The sequence below is a fragment of the Streptomyces sp. NPDC093261 genome (assembly GCF_044753645.1).
GTDB lineage: Bacteria > Actinomycetota > Actinomycetes > Streptomycetales > Streptomycetaceae > Streptomyces.
On sequence record NZ_JBIVNO010000001.1, the window covers coordinates 1,127,106 to 1,147,373 of the forward strand.

The 20,268-nt window shown below is 67.1% G+C and carries 15 protein-coding genes; 4 read left to right on the forward strand and 11 right to left on the reverse strand.

Features of this window, described 5'->3' with window-relative positions:
- The first annotated feature begins 92 nt into the window (after window positions 1-92).
- On the forward strand, window positions 93-983 hold the full coding sequence (locus tag ACIP94_RS05070) for an oxaloacetate decarboxylase (protein ID WP_402419652.1): 891 nt from the start codon (window positions 93-95) through the stop codon (window positions 981-983).
- Window positions 980-1,249 carry a hypothetical protein gene (locus ACIP94_RS05075; protein ID WP_402419654.1) on the forward strand — a complete coding sequence of 90 codons (270 nt, stop codon included), beginning with the start codon at window positions 980-982 and terminating at the stop codon, window positions 1,247-1,249. The genes ACIP94_RS05070 and ACIP94_RS05075 overlap by 4 nt, the downstream gene beginning before the upstream one ends.
- A 233-nt stretch (window positions 1,250-1,482) precedes the next feature.
- Here the strand turns inward: ACIP94_RS05075 and ACIP94_RS05080 are convergent, their stop codons facing one another.
- The 4 genes from ACIP94_RS05080 to ACIP94_RS05095 form a co-directional block, all read right to left on the reverse strand.
- Window positions 1,483-2,403 (reverse strand): serine hydrolase, encoded by a 921-nt coding sequence (locus ACIP94_RS05080; RefSeq protein WP_402419657.1) that lies wholly within the window; start codon window positions 2,401-2,403, stop codon window positions 1,483-1,485.
- 537 nt (window positions 2,404-2,940) lie between these two features.
- Complete coding sequence (locus tag ACIP94_RS05085; protein WP_402419660.1) at window positions 2,941-3,723, reverse strand: M48 family metallopeptidase; 783 nt, start codon at window positions 3,721-3,723, stop codon at window positions 2,941-2,943.
- Between the two features lie 5 nt (window positions 3,724-3,728).
- Window positions 3,729-7,289, reverse strand: a complete 3,561-nt coding sequence (locus ACIP94_RS05090) for a type I restriction endonuclease subunit R (RefSeq protein ID WP_402419663.1) — start codon at window positions 7,287-7,289, stop codon at window positions 3,729-3,731.
- A 156-nt stretch (window positions 7,290-7,445) separates the two neighbouring features.
- Window positions 7,446-7,781, reverse strand: coding sequence for a hypothetical protein (locus ACIP94_RS05095; RefSeq protein ID WP_402419666.1), 336 nt, complete (start codon window positions 7,779-7,781; stop codon window positions 7,446-7,448).
- Between the two features lie 474 nt (window positions 7,782-8,255).
- On the opposite strand from ACIP94_RS05095, the gene ACIP94_RS05100 reads away from it, so the two are divergent.
- Both ACIP94_RS05100 and ACIP94_RS05105 read left to right on the forward strand, forming a co-directional pair.
- A complete protein-coding gene (locus ACIP94_RS05100) occupies window positions 8,256-9,050 on the forward strand; it encodes a helix-turn-helix domain-containing protein (protein WP_402419669.1) in 795 nt (264 codons plus the stop codon).
- Window positions 9,043-9,264, forward strand: a complete 222-nt coding sequence (locus ACIP94_RS05105; protein ID WP_402419672.1) for a DUF397 domain-containing protein — start codon at window positions 9,043-9,045, stop codon at window positions 9,262-9,264. The genes ACIP94_RS05100 and ACIP94_RS05105 overlap by 8 nt, the downstream gene beginning before the upstream one ends.
- 421 nt (window positions 9,265-9,685) lie before the next feature.
- Here the strand turns inward: ACIP94_RS05105 and ACIP94_RS05110 are convergent, their stop codons facing one another.
- From ACIP94_RS05110 to ACIP94_RS05140, 7 genes are all read right to left on the reverse strand, one after another.
- Complete coding sequence (locus ACIP94_RS05110) at window positions 9,686-10,894, reverse strand: hypothetical protein (RefSeq protein WP_402419675.1); 1,209 nt, start codon at window positions 10,892-10,894, stop codon at window positions 9,686-9,688.
- Window positions 10,884-13,478 carry an N-6 DNA methylase gene (locus ACIP94_RS05115; RefSeq protein WP_402419677.1) on the reverse strand — a complete coding sequence of 865 codons (2,595 nt, stop codon included), beginning with the start codon at window positions 13,476-13,478 and terminating at the stop codon, window positions 10,884-10,886. Before ACIP94_RS05115 ends, ACIP94_RS05110 begins: the two co-directional genes overlap by 11 nt.
- Before the next feature lie 139 nt (window positions 13,479-13,617).
- Window positions 13,618-14,223, reverse strand: coding sequence for an RloB family protein (locus ACIP94_RS05120; RefSeq protein WP_402419680.1), 606 nt, complete (start codon window positions 14,221-14,223; stop codon window positions 13,618-13,620).
- 71 nt (window positions 14,224-14,294) lie between these two features.
- A complete protein-coding gene (locus tag ACIP94_RS05125) occupies window positions 14,295-15,548 on the reverse strand; it encodes an ATP/GTP-binding protein (RefSeq protein ID WP_402419683.1) in 1,254 nt (417 codons plus the stop codon).
- 264 nt (window positions 15,549-15,812) lie between these two features.
- Window positions 15,813-17,498 (reverse strand): thiamine pyrophosphate-binding protein, encoded by a 1,686-nt coding sequence (locus tag ACIP94_RS05130; RefSeq protein ID WP_402419686.1) that lies wholly within the window; start codon window positions 17,496-17,498, stop codon window positions 15,813-15,815.
- Entirely contained in the window at window positions 17,495-18,502 is a 1,008-nt protein-coding gene (gene speB, locus ACIP94_RS05135) for an agmatinase (protein ID WP_402419689.1), read from the reverse strand. The genes ACIP94_RS05130 and speB overlap by 4 nt, the downstream gene beginning before the upstream one ends.
- 114 nt (window positions 18,503-18,616) lie before the next feature.
- Window positions 18,617-20,080, reverse strand: coding sequence for a sodium:solute symporter (locus ACIP94_RS05140; RefSeq protein WP_402419691.1), 1,464 nt, complete (start codon window positions 20,078-20,080; stop codon window positions 18,617-18,619).
- Between the last annotated feature and the right edge of the window lie 188 nt (window positions 20,081-20,268).

Here is a 20,268-nt window from a genome sequence, read left to right on the forward strand (position 1 = left end):
CGAGTGAGGTAAAGGATTTCTATAGAGACATTCTTGGGCAGGTATAGAAATAATCCAGTCCAGGTAAAGGACCTCCATGGAAGGGCTGGACGGTGGTCTACGGAAACAGGCTGCGGGAGCGGATCGCGGCGCAGGGAACCACACCGCTGATCGGTGTCCACGACATGTACTCGGCCTCGATCGCGGCCGCGCACTACGACGGGATGTTCGTGTCCGGCTTCGGATTCGCCGCGTCGCACTACGGTCTGCCCGACATCGGTTTCATCGCCTGGCCCGACATGGTGGCGTTCACACAGCGCCTGCGGGGCGCCTTCCCCCGCCACCATCTGCTCGTCGACATCGACGACGGGTACGCCGACCCCGAGGTGGCCTGCCATGTGGTGGAGGCGCTGGAGCGGGCCGGGGCCTCCGGGGTGATCCTGGAGGACCAGAGGCGGCCGCGCCGGTGCGGGCACGCCGACGGCAAACGGATCCTGCCGCTGGCCGAGTACGTCGAGAAGCTGGAGGCGGTGCTGGCGACCCGCCGGGACCTGGTGGTGGTGGCCCGCACGGACGCCACCGAGGAACAGGACATCCTGGACCGCGCCAAGGCCCTGGCCGCCACCGCCGCGGACGTGGTGCTGGTCGACGGGGTGCGCAGCGTGGAGTGGATCCGGCGGATCCGGGACGTGGTCGGGGACAAGCCGCTGCTGTTCAACCAGATCGCCGGCGGCAAGTCGCCGCGGCTGTCCCTGAGTGAGCTGTCCGAGCTGGGCGTGGACGTCGCGATCTACAGCACTCCCTGTCTGTTCGCCGCCCACGCGGCCATGGACTCCGCGCTCGCCGAGCTGAAGCGGGCCGATGGGCGGCTTCCGGAGGTGGACCCCGCCGACGGGGTCGGCGTGAGCGCCTCGACCGGGCTGCTGGAACGGAACATCGCACGGTTCCATCCGGAACGCGCGGGTGTGCGCCTCCACCCGGAGCCCGCGGGCGTGGCCGGATGACCGGCGTCCGCCCGCGGCCGCGGGCCGCCCTGGCGCTGTCCGTGGCCCTGCTCGGCGCCGCGACGGGCCCGGCGACAGCGGACGGCAGCCTGATCACCGTGCTCGACAACTCCCACGCCGACTCGATCCTGGAGGTCGACCGCACGGCCAACCTCCAGACCGGCAGTGGCACCGCGGGCAGCGACCACGACGGCAGCGCGGTCGACGCGATGCAGGCCCTGGTGGGCGCCGGGGAGCGGGACGACGGCGAGGAGGACGCCGGCTGAGCCCTCCGGGGGTGAACGGGGGAACCGCCGGGGGAACGGAACGGCCGGGCGCGTGGGCGCCCGGCCGTTCCGCGGTCCGCGGTCCGTCAGTGGGTGGCGACGTGCGGGAGGCGTACGCGCGGGCAGTACAGGCGGGTGAACGGCCGCGTTCCGGTTCGGGAGTTGGGCCGTATCGGCTCACCGCGGGCCCGTCGGGACCCCCCGGCCCGCCGGGACCCCCGGGCCCGCCGGGATCAGTTCGCCGGGACCGCCGGGAAGGCCTCCTGCGGCGTGCTCGTGGGCACGTACGCGGTCTTGGCGGAGAGCGTCGGCACCAGGTCCTTGTGGATGGCCTTGGCCACGTTCTGGATGGTGGTGACGCCGTAGTCCATGGTGCTGTTGTCCTGCGTCAGCACGGTGATCATGTAGTCGTGTCCGGCCCCGTTGAAGGTGCCGACGCTGTGCACACGCCAGCCGTGCGTGGCGCGCGAGAGCCAGCCGTTCTTGACGTGCACCGAGACACCCGAGGGCGCGCCCGCCGGGGTGCCCCAGCGCTGCGAGGAGATGACCTTCCCCATCAGCTTCAGGATGTAGGCCCGGGAGTTGTCGCTCAGCACCGAGTTCCTGGCGGTGATCAGCTTGAGCAGCTTCTGCTCGTCCTGCACGGTGATCTGGGTCAGGCCCCAGTAGCCGTTCGCGCCCGGCTTGGTCTGGGTCATGCCGGCCGCGGAGAGGAAGCCCTTGACCTTCGTCAGGCCCAGCTGCTTCCACAGCGTGCTGGTCGCGCTGTTGTCCGACTTGGTGATCATCGCCGTGGCGAGGGTGACCTCACGGTCGGTCAGATAGCGGTTGTGCTTCTTGGCGTCCCACAGCAGCGTGGCGAGCACCGTGACCTTGACGACGCTGGCCGAGTCGTAGGCGCTGGTGGCGCGCAGCGAGCAGGTGGTGTTGGTGGAACGGTCGTAGAGGCCGACCGCGACGGTGCCCTTGCGGTTCGCGAGGGCCGCGGTGATGTCCTTCTGGAGTTCGGCCGCGAGGCCCGTCCTGCCCGAGGTGCAGCTCACCGTCGGCGTCGTGGCGGCGGCGGGCGTCGCGGCCGCCACGGACGGTATGAGAATCCCGGCGGCGATGCCCGCACCGAGCACACGGGCACGCCGGGATCTGTGGTGAGTCATGGAAGTCCCCATCCCTTGCGTGGATTCGGGCGTGCCCCCGGCACGTCCTGCCCTCATGACTCACGGGCACGGGTGAAAGGTTGCACGAGAGCTTGCGATCACAGGCGTACGCGTCCGCAGTGGGACAGCGCCCGACAGCTCGGCCGGTCGAACGACACGATCTTCTTCCGGTTCCGGTGATCCGACTGCGTCGGGCGCGTCAGCCCAAGTGCGTCGGCGCGAACATGCGCAGCACCGCCGGGAGGACGACCACCGAGGGGCCCGGCTCGGCGAGGGCCTTCGCCAGGTCCTCCTCCAGGGTGTCCGGGGTCGAACGCACGCCCGGGACGCCGTACGGACGGCGAAGGGTTTGACGGGTCGTTATCCGCTTCCCGGCGCCCTGCTATGGCGACCGCTAGGCATGCTCACAGGTGGCGGACATGTTGAAGGAGCTGACTGCCGACAAGGCCGCTTGGAGCCGCGCACACCCAACAGGGACCAAGCCCGCCCCGGAGACGTGACCGAGTAGCTCGAGTGGCTCACCCAAACACTTGGTTTTCAGCTGATGTCACCCATCCACATACGGCGGCCCAGCTCATCGAGCTCCTCACGACGCTGCTCGTATTCGGGTAGCGCCAGCCGTACGAGCCGCCAAAAGTCGGCTTGGTGCCCCGCCACCTTCACATGAGCCAACTCGTGCGCAATGACGTAGTCGACCAGGTGCATGGGCAACTGGAAAAGGGGCCATCCCAAGCTCATCCGGCCCGGTCGACTCTCGTCGCGGCCGGGCTGGTAGGCACCCCAGCGCTGTCCAAGGTCACGCACGTCCAGTTCGGGCTCAGCCACACCCATGCGCGCCGCCCAAGGCTGAAGCCTGTTTGCCACCCAGGCCCTACCCGCCCGGCAATACCACTCCACGAGCGCCGTGCGCCCTGCAACCGGGTCAGCAGCCTGGTCTTGAGCCATGACCAGGCGACCGGCGACCAGGCGCACCCTGGCGCTGCCCGGTCCACCGTCCGATACGGAGAGCCGGTACGTCCTCCCCAGATACCGAAACACCTCTCCCTCGGCGAGACGCTTGGCGGGGTTCAGCGGACGGCTCCGCTCCCGAAGGCCGAGTTTCTCGACCACCCAGGCTCGATGAGCACGTACGAACTCTTCGGCCTCCGCCTGTGGGCGCCCTTTGGGGAGGTGCAGTGTCAGAGTCGCGTCGGCCTCCACCGTGAGCGCGAACCGCTTCCTGCGGGCACTCGTCCGCACCCGCAGGGAGAGACCGTCGACACTGACTGAATCACCGTCGACCGGTGACATGTCCTGGCGGTTGTGGGCAAGGGTGGTCACGTGCCTTATTCTCCCCTGGCGCGGCTCAGGAACTGCTGCCGGTTGTTCTCCGCGTAAGCCGCGAGTCGTTGAGCCATGCCGGTGACCGGCCCCCAGTCCGCACTTGTCGGCCGAAGGCCACCACGGATCAGCTGGTTCTGTATGCCGTTCGCCAGCTGATTGATGTCCTGGTGCTGTCCCTGGTAGGAGGCCTTGGACATCACACTCGACGCGGTGTCGCACACGGACACCACGAGGGGTCGCAGGTCCTCTCCACCGCTCTGTACTTCCGGATTCTCCTCCAGGAGCTGGCCCAGAAGCCGGTGTACGCGTTGCTCCAGCGGGCTCAGCCCGGCGAGTGCCGGATCCTCCTCTTCCTCTTGCAGGGCCTGCTCGATGAGCTTCTCGAACTCCTCGACCTGCTCCTCGAACCGGCCCGGCATCTGTCTGAGGATCTCCTCCAGCCGCTCGGAGAGTCTCGCGTACTTCTCCGGGTCCTCGCGCTTGACCCGTTCCTCCAGATGGAAGCGCAGCGCGTGTCCCATTTCCGCGGCGGCCTCACGCGGGGGCAGAGCGCGTACCTTCTCCTCATAGTCGAGCGCGGTGATCGAGACCGGCGGAATGACCTGCTCGATCTCCGGCCCCTCCAAGTGGTCGGCGATCAGGGCCCGCACCTTGCGTCCGTACCGCCGCAAAGTGAACGTCCCACCTGTGTCGTCCCGGTAGAGCCGGCGGATGCGCTTCTGCAGCATTCCCCAGCGGCGGGCATCCGGCAGGTAGTCCAATGCCGCCTCGTGCGGCAGTACCCGTTCCAGGACGGCCACGAATTCGTGCAGCACCTCGTCGAATCCGAGGCGGGCGGTCTCATCCTCGAAGGACAGCACGGCCTTGCGCAGACTGGCGAGGTCGGCGAGGTCGGCGTCCGTGACACCGAGCCCGCTGAGGAACTCCCGGACCTGATCGGCAGCCGGCTTGAGGCCCTTGACCTCCTGGGACAGGGGGCGCATGGTGTCGTTCACGTCCGACTTCCGGTAGTCGGCGAGCGCGCTGGAGAGGTGCTCGAAGACGCCGTAGTAGTCGACGACGTAGCCGACTTCCTTGCCTGGTGCGGGCCGGTTCACGCGCGCGACGGCCTGCAACAGTTCGGCGTCACGGATCGGCCGGTCGAGGTACAGCACTTGTTCACGCGGGGCGTCGAAGCCCGTGAGTAGCATCGACTTCACGATCAGGAAGGCGATGGGGCTGTCCGGGTGGACGGGATCGGGGACGGTGTTCTTCGAGGGTTCCGGCTCTGGATCGCCCGTGGGCACATCCGACCACGGCGTATTCGCGCCGAGCCCGTTTTCGGGAATGTCCGGCTCGGGATCGTTGAAGGGGGTCGCCAGGACCCAGTCCGGCTCCGGTGGCAGGTGGGGGAACGCCTCATGGAAGCGTTGAATGTACGCCTTCTGCCGGTCCGGATCGGTCCACTGCAACCACTTACGGTGTTTGCGCTCGGCGCCTGGAGAGATGATCGGCACGAAGTCGATGCGCCGTAGCAGCGACCGGAACTCATACGCCTGATACAGGTAGCGAAGCCGGCGTGGCAGATCCTTGAGCAGGGTTCCCTGCACCGACTCCGGTCTGAACTCGGCCAGATCGGCGAGAAGCTCGTCCCGTGCCCGGCGTAGCGCGTGGTGATACTCAACGGCGGCCTTCCGGCTGACGGCAGCGACCTGGGCCTTGAATCCCCCACCGGGAAGGACCCAGCATACCCAGTGTTCCAGCATGTCCTCGGCCTTCTTGCGTATCATTGGCCAGGACTCGGCGACGTCCCGCTCGGTGGGCCACTTGTTGAGGAGAGCCCTGCGCTCGACGTCCGTACGCTCACGGATGAGATCCTCGAACTGACGGTCAAGGCTGTCCCCGTCCCGGACCTTCCCTTCGCCGGTACGCCCCTCGTACCGGATCCGGACGACGACACCGTCGTGTTCGGCCTCCTCCATCCGGTACTCGTCCAGGAAGCCCCGTTCCGTGCCGCCGCTGAAGATCCGCCGGGTGTCGGTCTCCTCGCCCGTCATGATCGGCGTGCCGGTGAACCCGATCTTCGCTGCGTTGGGGACGGCCTTGCGCAAGGCGGCGTGCAGGACGCTGGTGTGGGACCGGTGCGCCTCGTCTACGAGGACCAGGATGTCGGACGAGGTGTTGCACTCGGGGAAGTTCGGCACGGGGGCGGCCTTGCGAAGCTTCCCGCGGCGGCTCTTCCTGTCGTTCTCAGCGTCCTGGTACTCCCTGGGGAGATCCCGGTCGTCGGCATCGCGCTCGGCCTCGCCGGCGAAGGTGAATCCGCCGCCGTACTTCTGGATCATCGCGAAGACGACCCGCCGTCCGCCGTCTCGCAGGAGTCCTTCCATCTGTGTGCGGGTCTCGGCCGTCTCGACTTCCGACTCGCTCAGCTTCAGTGTCTCGGCCAGCTGGTCCTGAAGCTGCCTCCGGTCGGTGACGATGACGACGGTGAACTCGCTGAGCCGCGGGTGAAGATGGACCCGCCGCACCAGGAAGGTCATGGTCAGGCTCTTGCCGGACCCCTGGGTGTGCCAGATGACGCCACCACGCTCGTCCTCGGGCACCGGCCCGCCACGGGGACGTCCGGTGAGCAGCTTTCGTACGGCCTTCTCAGCAGCCCTGTACTGCTGGTGCCGGGCGGCCACCTTGACCGTCCGCACAGCTCCGGAATCGGTCTCCACTGGCAGTGGGATCACGTAATGGCGTACGAAGTTGAGCAGGGAAGCGGGCCGGAGCACGACGCCGACAAGCTTGTGCTGCTCGCTGAGCTTTCCCGTGCATTCGGGCAGTTCCGCCCTGAGGGTGCTCTCCTTCTCCGGGCTCACGCTCCGCCAGGGCTGGAAGTGGTCCGGCGAGGAGGTCACCGTACCGAGGTGAGCGGTCTCACCTGTCGCTGCGACCAGCAACTGCACGGTTCGGAACAGCTCCGGCACGCCGTCGGGCAACGGCAGCTCGCTTCCGGTGCGCTCGTCGTCGTCGATCGGGTCGCCGGCGTAGTGCCGGAGGTCGAGCACCGCGCTCCGGACGGGGTCGGCAAGGTCTGGGCTCTTGCACTCGACGGCGACCAGGGGGATGCCGTTCACGAAGAGGACGATGTCGAGTATTGACACGTCTCCGGAACGGTTCTTCACGCGGAGCTGGTCGACGACGGTGAAGTCATTGAGGCCGACGCGGTCAGGGTGCCACTCGATGTACTGCACGGTGGCGGATGCTCCGCCGTGCGCGGCCGACGGCCCGGTGAGGACGGCACCACTGAGCAGCAGGTCGGTCGTGTCGAAGTTGGCTCGGGTGATGCCTTGTCCGAGCGATACGGACGTCAACTCCGTGATGGAGCGGTTGATGTCGGTGTCGTCCATCCAGGGCTTGCCGTCCGCCGCGCGGACGTTGATGCGGCGGAGGGCGGCCTTGAGCCGGTCGACGAGGAGCGGCGTTCCGGCATCAAGCGTGCCGATCTCCGTGCCGGGGACGTGCCTCCAGTTCATCGCCACGAGCTGCTCGACAAACGGCCGCTCCACCTCGTCCCGTTCCACCTGTACGACCACGTGCCCGCGCCCTTCGCCCACCGTTCGCCGCGCCTTCGCGGTTTCCGCTCAGGTGATCCATTGTGCGCGCTGAGTGAGGACGGTGGGAGAGTTCTGGCCGGACGGGATGAAGTGATGGGAGGAGGTGGGGCTGAGACCAAGAGACCCGATCAGGGTTCAGGGGGCTGTGCCGCCGATGTCGCCAACGTCTCCTGGGTCGCCGTACGAAGGCGGGAGGAGGCGGGCACCTCGGCTTTCGACAATCCGGAGTGCATCTGTCAGGGCCTGGTGCATGCCCGCGAGCAGGTATCGGAGCTGGGCAATGGTCGCTCGGTCGTCGGCCAGCATGTCGGCCGCGTGTCCGAGGAGGTCGCCGGCCATGCCGAGTTGCACGCTCTCGATGGTGTCGGCCATCTGGGAGAGGTAGCCGGTTCCATCCGTGATGAGGTAACAGGGCTTGCCTTCCGCACCCGTCCACGGCAGCAGGCGTGAGACCTCGATGCCGCCCCTCACGCCGTCACCTCCACTCCATGAATGACACGCGGCCCCACGTCGATCCCGTGAACGGCGAGCCACAGCGCGCGGCGGCGGGCCTGTTGCCGCCGCACTTCCTCTCGACGCTCTTGCGCTACGAGGTAGGGGCGGACCAGGGCGTTGTCCTCGCCTCGGAGAAGACGAGAACCGAGCTGTCGGCTCGTCGGTGTTCCAGCGCTGAAGACGAGCGACTGGTGAGCGGGCGACAGGGTGACGCGGCGACGCCGTCCGCGTCCGGGTAGCAGAAGCCGTAGCAGCGGCTCGAAAAGGCGGGCGATACGGTGGCCCATGTCGTCAACTCCTTGGGTTCGTTAATGACCATGCCCCCGGACCGCTCGCGCGGTCGCGGGGGTATTGCTTTGTGTAGCGATCCACTCACAGCGTGAGACCGGTCGGGCTAGGCTCGCCAGATAGGAGCTGGTGACAGAGCCTTTGTCACAGGGAGTTGGCAGATTGGGCAGCATCTACGGCGACTGGCTCAAGGCCCAGCGCGAGGCAGCGGGACTGACGCAGCAGCAGCTAGCGGACATGGCGATCATGACCCGTTCGTATATCGCGCACATCGAGGGAGGCCGGCGCATCCCGTCGAAGGAGGACGCGCGACGGCTGGACAGAGCCTTGAACACGGGGAATGTGCTGAGCAGCTTCCTGCCGGAGCAGGACGTCGCGGTTGCTGACTACTTCGAGGCGGCGCGGCTGCTCGAACAGCAGGCAGTGATGATCCGGGAGTTCGCGCTCTCGTTCGTCCCAGGCATACTGCAGACGGAGGCGTACGCACGTGCGGTTCTGAGCGTGGGGTTCCCTCCGGCGAGTGAAGAGGAGTGTGACAGGCTCGTTGTCACACGGCTAGAGCGCGCGAAGATCCTCGACGATCCGGTGGCTCCCGTAGTGTGGGCGCTGCTTGATGAGGGAGTGCTGCGGCGCGTCGTGGGCGGGCCCGAGGTCATGGCCGAGCAGGTCATGCACCTCGTGCACCTGGCCGAGAAACAACGAGTGCGCGTCTACGTACTGCCCTACGCTCTCGGGTGCCATCCACTCATGCAAGGCATGCTGACCCTGATGGACTTCGAGGACCAGCCGCCGGTGGCTTACGGCGAGGGCCTTCACATGGGCAAGATCCACGACAGCCCTGCCCTGGTCCGTCGGCTTGAGGCCACCTACGATCTGGCGCTAGGCGACGCGATGCCGCTCAAGGAGTCACTCGCCCTGATGAGGGCGATAGCGAAGGACTACGGATACCGTGACTGAACGCACCCTCTCGGATGCCGCCACGCTGGCTAGTTGGCGTAAGTCCTCCTACAGCGGCAATGAAGGGGGGAGCTGCGTCGAAGTCTTGGACGGCTACCCCACCGGCGTCCCCGTCCGCGACTCCAAGAACCCACAGGGCCCCGCTGTGGTCTTGCCAGCATCTGCCTGGTCGTCCTTCGTTACGGCGATCAAGAACGACAGACTCCCTACCTGACGTCGTCGGCAGCAAGTTGCTGCCAGCGTCACCTTGTGGCGTCCTCGGCAGGCCGAGTTGCCCGCACATTGGAGATCCTGTCCCGTAGCAGGGTCACGTTGAGGCAGCCAGTCGCATCCCAGCCATCCTTCCTGCTCAGGACCGGAAGGTTGGCTGGTTACCCTGTAGCCCCCCACCTGGTACGGAAATAACCTCTCTTTGGGAAAAGAGAGGAGCCCAATTGCCAGAACCAGACACCGAAAATTACTGGCTCCGGAAAATCATGACGGGCGCTGTGATTATCGGAGCTCTCACTGGATCACCCGCTGACGGCGAGCATCTAACGAAAAATGAGGCACCAACACCGAGGCCGCTGATTCAAATAGAAGTGAACCTCTAAACTAAAGGGTCGAGGCCGCAAAAGGCACCTCGACCCTTTAGTCTACGACCGGAGGACATCAGCCACAATACCTTGCTCAAGAGTGCCGATTTTCTCGAGCTCTGCCTCTTCACGAGAAATAAGACGGTCACAGGTAGACAGTTCGGCAATAATCTTGCGCTGCTCAGTCAGAGCATCCGGAAGGTCGATACTGATGCCAAGTAGGCGCGCAGGATTTACGTTGACCTGCTGCACAGCGGCGGTAGACAGCGCCTTGACTCGTCGACGAACCATGGGATGCATCAACCATTCAACCAAGTATTCCGGGTGCAGCTTGCCTGCATGCGGATTCAATCGGACGAGATAAGAGGCAAAAGTCGCACTCGACAGCTCACCCTTCCAAATCGCAGCCTTCCCCACATGATCAATACTATTGGTCCGATTAAACAACACGTCGCCCGACCTGAGCATCATCCGTTCGGCGACAGAGACCGGACAATATCGAAGTTCTTTCAAGTCCGGCTTGCCGTCGCGAATATTGTTCATGCGGAGTACTGGAGTCCCTTGCGGGTCATCACTGAGGGCCTCAGAAATCCCATACTCGACAAAGGGCACTACCTCGCGCAACGGCATGCGTCGCCACCCAATGGCAGGTTCGACGGAATCCACGGAAGCAAGGGCCCCCAGGACCATACCGAGACGAACGGATCGGAGTTTTTCAATCGACCTCTCGACGCCCCGCTTTACTTCACGAACCGCAGTAGCGATACCTACGGCGTGCCATTGCTGCTGAAGCGGCACGAGCGGAACTGGCATGGCCTTCAATTGAGATGAACTAATGGTTGCCAGGTTTGTCGTCTGCTTGGCAATTCGCAAAAAATAGGAACGGCCGGCCGGTGACGCTAGATACAAAGCAAGAAATTCCGGGAGCAATTTTTCAGAGCACCGAACCCTGAACACGTGGTTTTGATGAAGGCACGGGTCAATTCTCCCATCCCAAACTGCACCACGTCCCAGCTTGTCAAAGTCCCCCCCTTCAGTCAGCAAGACGTCTCCCGGCCGCACCCGGAAGCGCTCAACCGACTCCTTGGCTACACGCAAAGTCTTGATGTCATCCGTGCAGATATATCCATCTTGCACATTGGCAACCCGAAGGTACGGGAGTTCGACACTTGAACCACTAGGGATACGCGGCCCCAGAGTTACGCCGCCAGTTACCTCGGCCAGCCTGTCGAGGCGGTGATAATGAAGCCGTGCATGCTCAATCTGCATAGCCAAGCTCCATTAGGCACTCATCAAGCGTCGCAGATGACTTCTCGCGCCAAGCCCGGATCTCCAGCAACGAAAACGCGTACTTCGACTTCCACACCTCGTACGCCTCAATCAGTCGTCTCCGCCGCCGCGTCACATGCCCATCTAGCTTCCCGAGAAGGTCATCCCGCAACAGATCCAGCACCACCCGTCGCTCCCCCTCCGGCCCCAGCGCCCGACGACCCCGGAACAGCTTCGGCGGCTCCTCACCCAGCTTTGGCGGGTTACTCGGCCACGGGAACCAGAAGTCCGCCTCAAGCCGCTTGATCAGCGCGCTCACCTTCGAGCGCTCCCTCTTCACCGACGTCAGCTCCGCCAACTGCTCGACACTCAGCGCGACTTCCTCACGGCTGGGAGCGTCACCATCGGCGCTCTCCTCACCGTCTTCCTCGCCTTCAGCGGCAGCGTTCAGCTCTTTCCAGCGCGCGTCCAGCTCAGCCTTACGCACATCCGCCTCCGCGAGCTTCTCCAGGAAATCCGGTGCGATGGCCGCGACGATCTTGTGGTCGTACGCCTGGCGCCGCTCGGCCGCCGTCCGCTTCCGCAACTTGCGGGTTTTGGGGTCCTGCTCTGGTGCGAGCATCGTCTCGACGTTTTCAACCCAGCCGTCCACGACCCCTGCGAACCCGTTCTCCGATAGCGCGAGCAGGTCGTATTTGGCCTCGTACCACCAGCCGGCCACGGCGCCCGCCAGCGCGTAGCGGTCGAGCAGCTTCACCTCTCCCAACTGCTCCACGAACGACTCGATCAGCGAGCCGCGTACCTCCATCAGCGCGGCCTTGCGCTCGGACACCGTCGTGTCCGCGAGGCGCTCCGGGGTTGCGGCGACGGCATCGAGACGCCTTGCCTCCGCCGCCCACCACTTGTCGAACGCAGTCCGCAGCGCGTCTTCGCGCGGGCGTGCCAACTCCGCCAGGCGAGAGGCGTCCGGACGCTGTCCCTCCGGCAGGAAGTCGACATACTTCTCATCGACCGGGTCCCGCTCAGCGAACAGATCCGTCAGCGCGATCCCGTACGAGTCGAGGAGCTCCTTCTTTGCCTCGATCTCCGCACGCGGCACACCCCCCACCAGATGCGCCCGCACGTCCTGCGGCTCCGGCGGCGGCGTGTTGTCGACGTACCGGCGGATGTTGAGGTTGTCCTCGTTCTCGCACAGCTTCTCCCGGGTCACCACCCGTGAGAAGCCCGGAACCTCCGCGTACTCGCGGAACGTGGTGACGATCTTCTCCGCGTGCTCCGGCAGGAGGACGTTCTGCGCCCGCTCCGCGTGGAACTCGCGGTCCGCGTTGATGAACAGCACCTTGCCCGCCCGCGCCGGGGCCTTCTTGCCCGGCGGACGCAGCACCAGGATGCAGGCGGGAATGCCCGTGCCGTAGAAGAGGTTCGGAGCGAGGCCGATCACCGCCTCGATCACGTCCTCCTCAAGGAGGGCCGTGCGAATCTCCTGTTCCCCGCCCCCGCGGAACAGCACACCGTGCGGCATGACGGTGATGACCATGCCGCCGCGCCCCTCCCGCTTGGTCTCCCAGAGCATGTGCTGGAGGAACATCAGGTCAGCCTTGCCGCGCTCGCTGGTCGTCCCGTACGTCGTACGCTGCGTACGGTGCGCGAGGTCGGTCAGCACGTAGTCCATCGAGAACGGCGGATTGCTGAGCACCCCGTCGAAGCGGTCCGCGTCCGTCCTGGGCACGTGCGCCGGCTCGGCGAGGGTGTCGCCGGTGTGCAGGTCGAAGCGTCGTACGCCGTGCAGGACCATGTTCATCGTCGACATGATCCAGGAGCCGCTGTTGGCGTCCTGGCCCGCGAAGAACATGTCCGTGGTGTCGCCGCCGTGTTCCTCCACGTACTCCTTGGCGTGGATGAGCATGCCGCCCGAACCGACGCAGGGGTCGTAGATCCGCATGCCCTGCCTGGGGCCGAGGAGCTCGACCATCATCCGGACCACGGCACGCGGGGTGTAGAACTCGCCGCCCTTGCGGCCCGCCGAGTCCGCGAACTCCTTGATCAGGTACTCGTAGGCGGCACCGATCAGATCCGGGAACTCGAAGTCGTCCGTGCGCAGCCGGATGCGGCTGAAGTGGGCGATGAGCAGTTTCAAACGCTGGTCCGCGAGCTTGGCGGCGCCCGCCGCCGCGCCGGAGCCACCGATGCGGTTGAAGTCGAGGTGGTCGAAGAGCCCTTTGAGCTTGCTGTTCTGGCCCTCGAGTGTCTGCAGGGCCGGACGGAGCCGGTCTTCGGTGATGTTGTGGGTGGCCGACGAGATCCACTTCCAGCGGGCGGCCTTCGGCACGAACAGCACGTCGCGGTCGCTGTACGCCGACTCCTGTTCGAGGTAGCCGGCCAGAAGCTCACCTGTCAGGCCCAGTTCGTTGGCTGCCTGTTCCTTGATGCGCTCCCGGGCCGCCTCGAACTCGTCGTTGGCCCGCTTCAGGAACAGCAGACCAAAGATGTAGTCCTTGTACTCGGAGGCGTCCATCGTCCCGCGGAGAATGTCCGCGGCGGCGAACAGATGGCGCTCCAACTGCGCGAGCGTGAGCTTGGCCACGTACAAGACTCCCTACGACACATGATCCACTGCCTGTGGTGACGTAGGAACCCTACGGCTGGCACCGCCCCTGCCGAAATCCGCTGGCTGATGTCGGTCCCGAACCGCATCCCTCGGTCACGTCAGCGAACCGAGACGTTCAGTACGAGGCGATTCCGAGCCCTTGCTCCACGAACTCGTGCACGTTGGTGTACGGGTCTCGATGCACGAGGGACACATGATCATCGTGCTGTGCGTTCATCTGGACGGCCCGCTTCCTTGCGTCCAGGAAGGCACCGGTGACCTGGTGCGGCAGTACGAGCTTGATGTTCGCCGCATCCTTAGGTGCCTTGGCGAAGGGCAGCCTTGACGTCACCTGCCCGCACACTCCGCCGAACGTCCCCGTCACCGGCTTGTGGTGTAAGAGCCGCCACACCTCGAAGCACGGGTGCGAGAAAGCGACCCTGACATTTCCCTCGCGGGCCTGCTTCAGGGCGGTCTCGATGCCTTCGTGCTCGTCCCGGTCGAACAGGCACCACACCTGCGGCAGGTACTTCTTCTCCAGCCCGCTGCGCTTCGCCGAGCGCGTCTCGTCCCGCATCAACCGGACCGCCGCTTCGACCAACTTGAGCGGCTTGCGCTGGGAACCGGGAGCGGAGGCGTTCGCGATGCGGACTTCGACCGTTGTCGCCGGGTCTGCGGGGGCCCCGCAGTCCCTGATGATCTCGATGTACGAGGGCTCGGTGACCAGCCCCTCGGTGAACACGTGGACGACTCTCTTGCGCCGCCCGCCACGCTGAGAGGGGCCCAGCGAATCCTTCCCCCGGGTCCTCGCCATCAGTCTTGACCAACCTCGTGCTCGACGTAGTCTCGGGCGGCCAACAGCCGCCGGGCGATCTGCCCCTCCATGAGCGACGGGACGGCACCGAAGGCCCCGGCCAGATACGACTTCATCAGGTCCTCTTCCTCGCCCGGAGACGCGTCGGTCACCGGGTAGAGCGCTGTGGCCCCTTCCTTGTCCTTCTCAGTTAGCCACACCTGACCGGGCTCCAGCAGACGTCCGCCGCTCGGCGTGGTGAGCACCGACGGGTCATGCGAGGTGAACACCAGTTGGGCGCCATTTGGATTGGCGTAGGGGTCGTGGAAGAGTCGTACGGCTTCGGCGGCGAAACGCGGATGAAGGCTCGCATCGAGCTCGTCCACCAGCAGTACGGCGCCCTCGTCCAGGGCCAGCAGCATGGGGCCGAGCAGCGCGAACCACGAGCGGGTGCCGAGGGACTCCATCTGCCAGTCGAACGCGACCTCGCCGGTGGCGGATCGGTGCACGAGCTTCACCGTCGGCCTGCCTCTACCGTCGTCGACGACTTCAGCTCCTGTGATACCGAGATCGGCCACCCGCAGCAGCTCCTCGATGCGCCGCGCCCGGGCGCCCGAGAGCTCCTGCCGGGTGAAGGCCTCCCGCTGGGGGCGCTGCTCCTCCGGATTGATCAGCCACAGGTTGCGGCGGAACCAGTGGAACAGCGGGGAGAGCTGTGGGTGGTTGTCCGTACCGGCCGTGGAAAGCAGCAACGCATTGGGGCGAGTGCGCCGCATGAGCTGCGCTCGATCCTTGACGCGGCTTCCCGGCCACTCATAGACCTCGGGTCGGGACGCGTCGCGGTCAAGCCACACCTGGCGATGACCGCGTGGGTAGCTGTGCAGCCATTCGGCCTCGACACGAGCGCGGCCGAGCTCGAAGCCATAGGTCCACCGAACTCCGTCAACGACGAAATCCGCCTCGAAGAAGCTCGGCTCGCTCTGCATCGCGGGGTCCAGCGCGAAGACCCTGCGATCCGTTCCGTCGTACGAGGCCCATCGGGCATAGGAGTTGAGGACCGCCGATTGCATGTCGACCATCGCCAGCAGAACGTTCGACTTGCCCGACGCGTTGGCACCGAAGATTCCGATGAGCGGAAACACCCCGACGGAACGCCCACCCGCAAGCTCCACCGTGCGGGCCGGCGAGTCCTTCTCGTCCTCGGGCGCGACGAAGGACAGCTCCTGCTCATCGCGCAGGGACCGTACGTTCGCCACACGGAACCTCAGCAGCACGCTGTCCTCCTCTCTTGGCTCAGAGTAGTCCCAGGATCTGACGCCGCTCGCTCGGGGACGGCCACAGCCCCCGGGAACATACCCCTCTGCCAAAGGTCATGCGTAGCCGAACGGGTGATCATCCTGCGGCGCCGGATCACGATCGACGATCTACGGCCTGGGCCCCTCCGACCTCGTCTGGCACCGACACGGACCGCGCCCCGCGGCACCCGACCGAAGGAACCGGTCGGGTGCCGCGGGGCGCGGTCCGTGAACGTGACGGCGTCAGTCCAGGTGAGTCGGTGCGAACATGCGCAGCACCGCCGGGAGGACGACCACCGAGGGGCCCGGCTCGGCGAGGGCCTTCGCCAGGTCCTCCTCCAGGGTGTCCGGGGTCGAACGCACGCCCGGGACGCCGAACGACTCCGCCAGGGCCACATAGTCCGGGCGGGTCAGTTCCGTCGCCGTGGCCTGGCCGAAGGCGTCCGTCATGTACTCGCGCAGGATGCCGTAGCCGCCGTCGTCCACGATCAGCCAGGTCACGTTCAGGTCGTACTGCCTGGCCGTCGCCAGCTCGGCGATGGAGTAGAGGGCTCCACCGTCGCCCGAGACCGCGAGGACCGGGCGCGTGGGGTCGGCCACGGCGGCGCCGAGCGCGGCCGGGAAGCCGTAGCCGAGGCCGCCCGCGCCCTGCGCCGAGTGCATCGTGTTCGTCCCCCGCGGGTCGAACGCCGACCAGGCCCAGTACGCCAGGATCGTCATGTCCCAGAAGGACGGGGAGTCGGCGGGCAGGGCGCGCCGCACCGACGCCAGCAGCCGCTGTTCCAGGGTCAGTTCCTGGGACGCGATCCGCTCGGCGACCCGCCCGAGCAGCGCCCGCACGCGCTCGGGGGCGCTCGCGTCCTCCCGCGCCGAGACCGTCTCCAGCAGCGCCTGCAACGCCAGGCGCGCGTCCGCGTGGATGCCCAGGGCGGGGTGGTTGGACTCCAGCTTGCCCAGGTCCGCCTCGATCTGGATGACCCGGCCGCGCGGCTTGAACGTGTGGTAGTTCGAGGACAGTTCGCCGAGGCCCGAGCCGACGACCAGCAGGACGTCCGCGTCCTCCAGGAAGTCCGTCGTGTGGCGGTCCTCCAGCCAGGACCTCAGGGAGAGGGGATGCTCCCAGGGGAAGGCGCCCTTGCCGCCGAAGGTGGTGACGACCGGGGCGTTCAGCTTCTCGGCGAGCCGGAGGAGCTTGCCCGCGGCGTCCGCCCGGACCACTCCCCCGCCCGCGATGATCGCCGGGCGGGACGCCTTCGACAGCAGGTCGGCCGCGACCGCGGTCAGTTCGGGGCGCGGGGCCAGATCCTCCGGCGTCGCGTCCATCGCCGTCACCGCCGGCAGGCTCGTCTCAGCGAGCAGCACGTCCTGGGGGATCTCCACCCACACCGGCCCGTGCGGGGCCGCCAGGGCCGACTTCCACGCCGCCGCGATCGCCGACGGGATCTGCGACTGCGTACGGGCCGTGTGGACCGACTTGACCACGCCCCGGAACGAGGCCGCCTGGTCGGGGAGTTCATGCAGATAGCCGTGGCGGCCGCCGCCCAGCCCCGCGGTCGGGATCTGGCTGCTGATCGCCAGGACCGGGGCCGAGGCGGCCGCCGCCTCCTGGAGCGCGGCCAGGGACGTGAGCGCGCCCGGGCCCGTCGAGAGGAGGAGCGGCGCGGCCTCCCCGGTGATCCGGCCGTACGCGTCCGCCGCGAAGCCCGCGTTGTTCTCCACCCGCAGACCGACATACCGCAGCGTCGAGCGGCGCAGCGCGTCGAACATGCCGAGCGCGTGCTGGCCGGGCAGACCGAAGACGGTCGTCGCGCCCAGTCCGGCCAGGGTCTCCACGACCAGGTCTCCGCCGTTACGGCCGGGGGGAGCATTCAACGCGGCCTCCGTCTGCGCCGCCGTCGGACGGAGGACCAGGTCGTGGTCGTGGGTCACTTGGTCTCGGTCTCCTCACCGGCGCGGACGGCCGCGATCTGCCGGGTCATGATGGTCGTCAGCTCGTAGGCGGTGTGCGAGGCGGCCACCGACGTGATCTCCGCGTGGTCGTACGCGGGCGCCACCTCGACGACGTCCGCCGAGACCAGGTTGCAGGAGGCGAGGCCGCGCAGGATCTCCAGAAGCTCGCGCGAGGTCATGCCGCCGGCCTCGGGGGTGCCGGTGCCGGGGGCGTGCGCGGGGTCGAGGCAGTCGATGTCGATGGAGATGTACAGCGGGCGGTCGCCGATGCGCTGGCGGAGCTGGTCGGCGACCTCGTCCGCGCCGCGCCGGTAGACGTCGGCGGAGGTGACGATGCCGAAGCCCATCTTCTCGTCGTCGGTGAGGTCCTGCTTGCCGTACAGCGGGCCGCGGGTGCCGACGTGGGAGAGCGCGGAGGTGTCGAGGATGCCCTCCTCGACGGCGCGGCGGAACGGGGTGCCGTGGGTGTACTCGGCGCCGAAGTAGGTGTCCCAGGTGTCGAGGTGGGCGTCGAAGTGGAGCAGGGCCACCGGGCCGTGCTTCCTGGCGACGGACCGCAGCAGCGGCAGGGCGATGGTGTGGTCGCCACCGAGGGTCATCAGCCGGGCGCCCGTGCCGAGCAGTTCGTCGGCGGCGGCCTCGATGGTCTCCACGGCCTCGTTGATGTTGAACGGGTTCACGGCGATGTCGCCGCCGTCCGCGACCTGCGCGAGCGCGAAGGGGGAGGCGTCCTGCGCCGGGTTGTACGGGCGCAGCAGACGGGAGGCCTCACGGATGGCGTTGCCGCCGAAGCGGGCGCCGGGGCGGTAGGAGACGCCCGAGTCGAAGGGCACACCGACCACCGCGACATCCGCGGTGCCGACCTCGTCGAGGCGGGGCAGCCGGGCGAAGGTCGCGGGGCCCGCGTACCGCGGGATGCGGGACGAGTCGACGGGTCCGCGGGGTCGGCCGGCGCCTGCTGCGGGGTTCTCGGTGCTGCTCATCGTCGGACTCCTCCGGTCATGCGGGTCATGCGGGTTTCTTCCAGTGTCGCGGACCCCGGGGCGGGGCCCGCACGGTCCGGCCGCCGGGCGGCGGCCGGACCGAAGCATCGGGGTCTAGGCGCTCACCGTCGCGGGCTCCTCCGCGGCCGGTGCGCCGCGGCCCGCGAGCCGCTCGCGCCAGGCGGCCAGTACGTGTTCCTCGGTGGGCTTCGTCGCCAGCGAGACCACGACGTAGGCCGCCAGCGAAGCCAGCAGTCCGTAGTAGACCGGCTCGTTGGCGAGGATGCCGTAGGACGCCATCAGGGCGATGACGGAGAGGCCGCCGACGGCGACCGAGGCGAGCGCGCCCTGCGCGGTGCCGCGCTTCCACAGCAGTCCGCCGAGGATCGGCACCAGCAGGCCGCCGACGAGCAGGTTGTACGCGACGGTCAGCGCCTCGACCACGTTGTTCAGCGCGATGGCCGTACCGATCACCGCGATCCCCATGATGAGGATGAAGACGCGGTTGCCCCTGACCTCGTCGTGCGGCTCGTCCCCGGAACGGCGCACGACACCGCGCAGCCGCGACCAGATGTCGTTGTTGGCGACGGTCGCACAGGCGATGAGCGCGCCGGACGAGGTCGACATCACCGCGGCGAGGGCGGCGGCGAGCACCAGCCCGCGCACACCGACGGGGAGTTCCTGCTTGACGATCGTCGCGAAGGCGTCGTCCGGGCTGCCCAGCTTCGGGAACAGCACCTTGGCGGCGGTGCCGATGACGGCGCCGGCGAGCGCGTACGCCAGACAGTAGGTGCCGGCCACCGTGCCGCCCCACTTGGCCGTCGTGTCGCTGCGGGCGGTGAACACGCGCTGCCAGATGTCCTGCCCGATCAGCATGCCGAAGGTGTAGATGAGAACGTAGGTGAAGATCGTCTCGCCGCCGATGCCCAGCGGGTCGAAGTACGAGGTCGGCAGCTTGGCCTTCATCTCGCTGAAGCCGCCCGCCCGGATCACCGCGAGGGGCAGCAGCAGGAGCAGTACGCCGATGGTCTTCACCACGAACTGCACCATGTCGGTCAGCGTGATGGACCACATGCCGCCGAGCGTCGAGTACGCGACGACGATGGAGCCGCCCAGGATGATCGCGACGGTCCGGTTCATGTCGAAGAGGACGTCGAAGATGGTGGCGTAGGCGATGGTCGAGGTGACCGCGAGCATCAGCGTGTACGCCCACATGACCACGCCCGAGATCACACCGGCCCGGCCGCCGTAGCGGAGGTCGAGCATCTCGGAGACGGTGTAGACCTTCAGCCGGGCGATGCGCGCGGAGAAGAAGACGGACAGGGCGAGCAGCCCGAGGCCGATGGTGAACACCATCCAGGCGCCGGAGAGCCCGTACCGGTAGCCGAGGCCGACGCCGCCGATGGTGGACGCGCCGCCGAGGACGATCGCGGCCATGGTGCCGGAGTACATGACGGGCCCGAGGCGGCGGCCCGCGACCAGGAATTCGCTCTTGGACTTGGCGCGGCGCATGCCCCACCAGCCCATGGCCAGCATGCCGGCCAGATAGACGACGATCACTGTGTAGTCGACGGCCATGTGGGGCCCTCCTTCGCGCACTCCGGTGGCGTGTCGTGCAGATACGCAGGGGTTCCCTGGGAACCAGGCAGGAGTTCCCGGGAACAGGGACGTCGGCAGCGGATCGCGGGGACATCCGCCCGTACCCGCGGCTGCCGGTCTGGAGAGACATTAGGTGGCCGGAAAGCGACTCTGAAGTGTACGTTTCA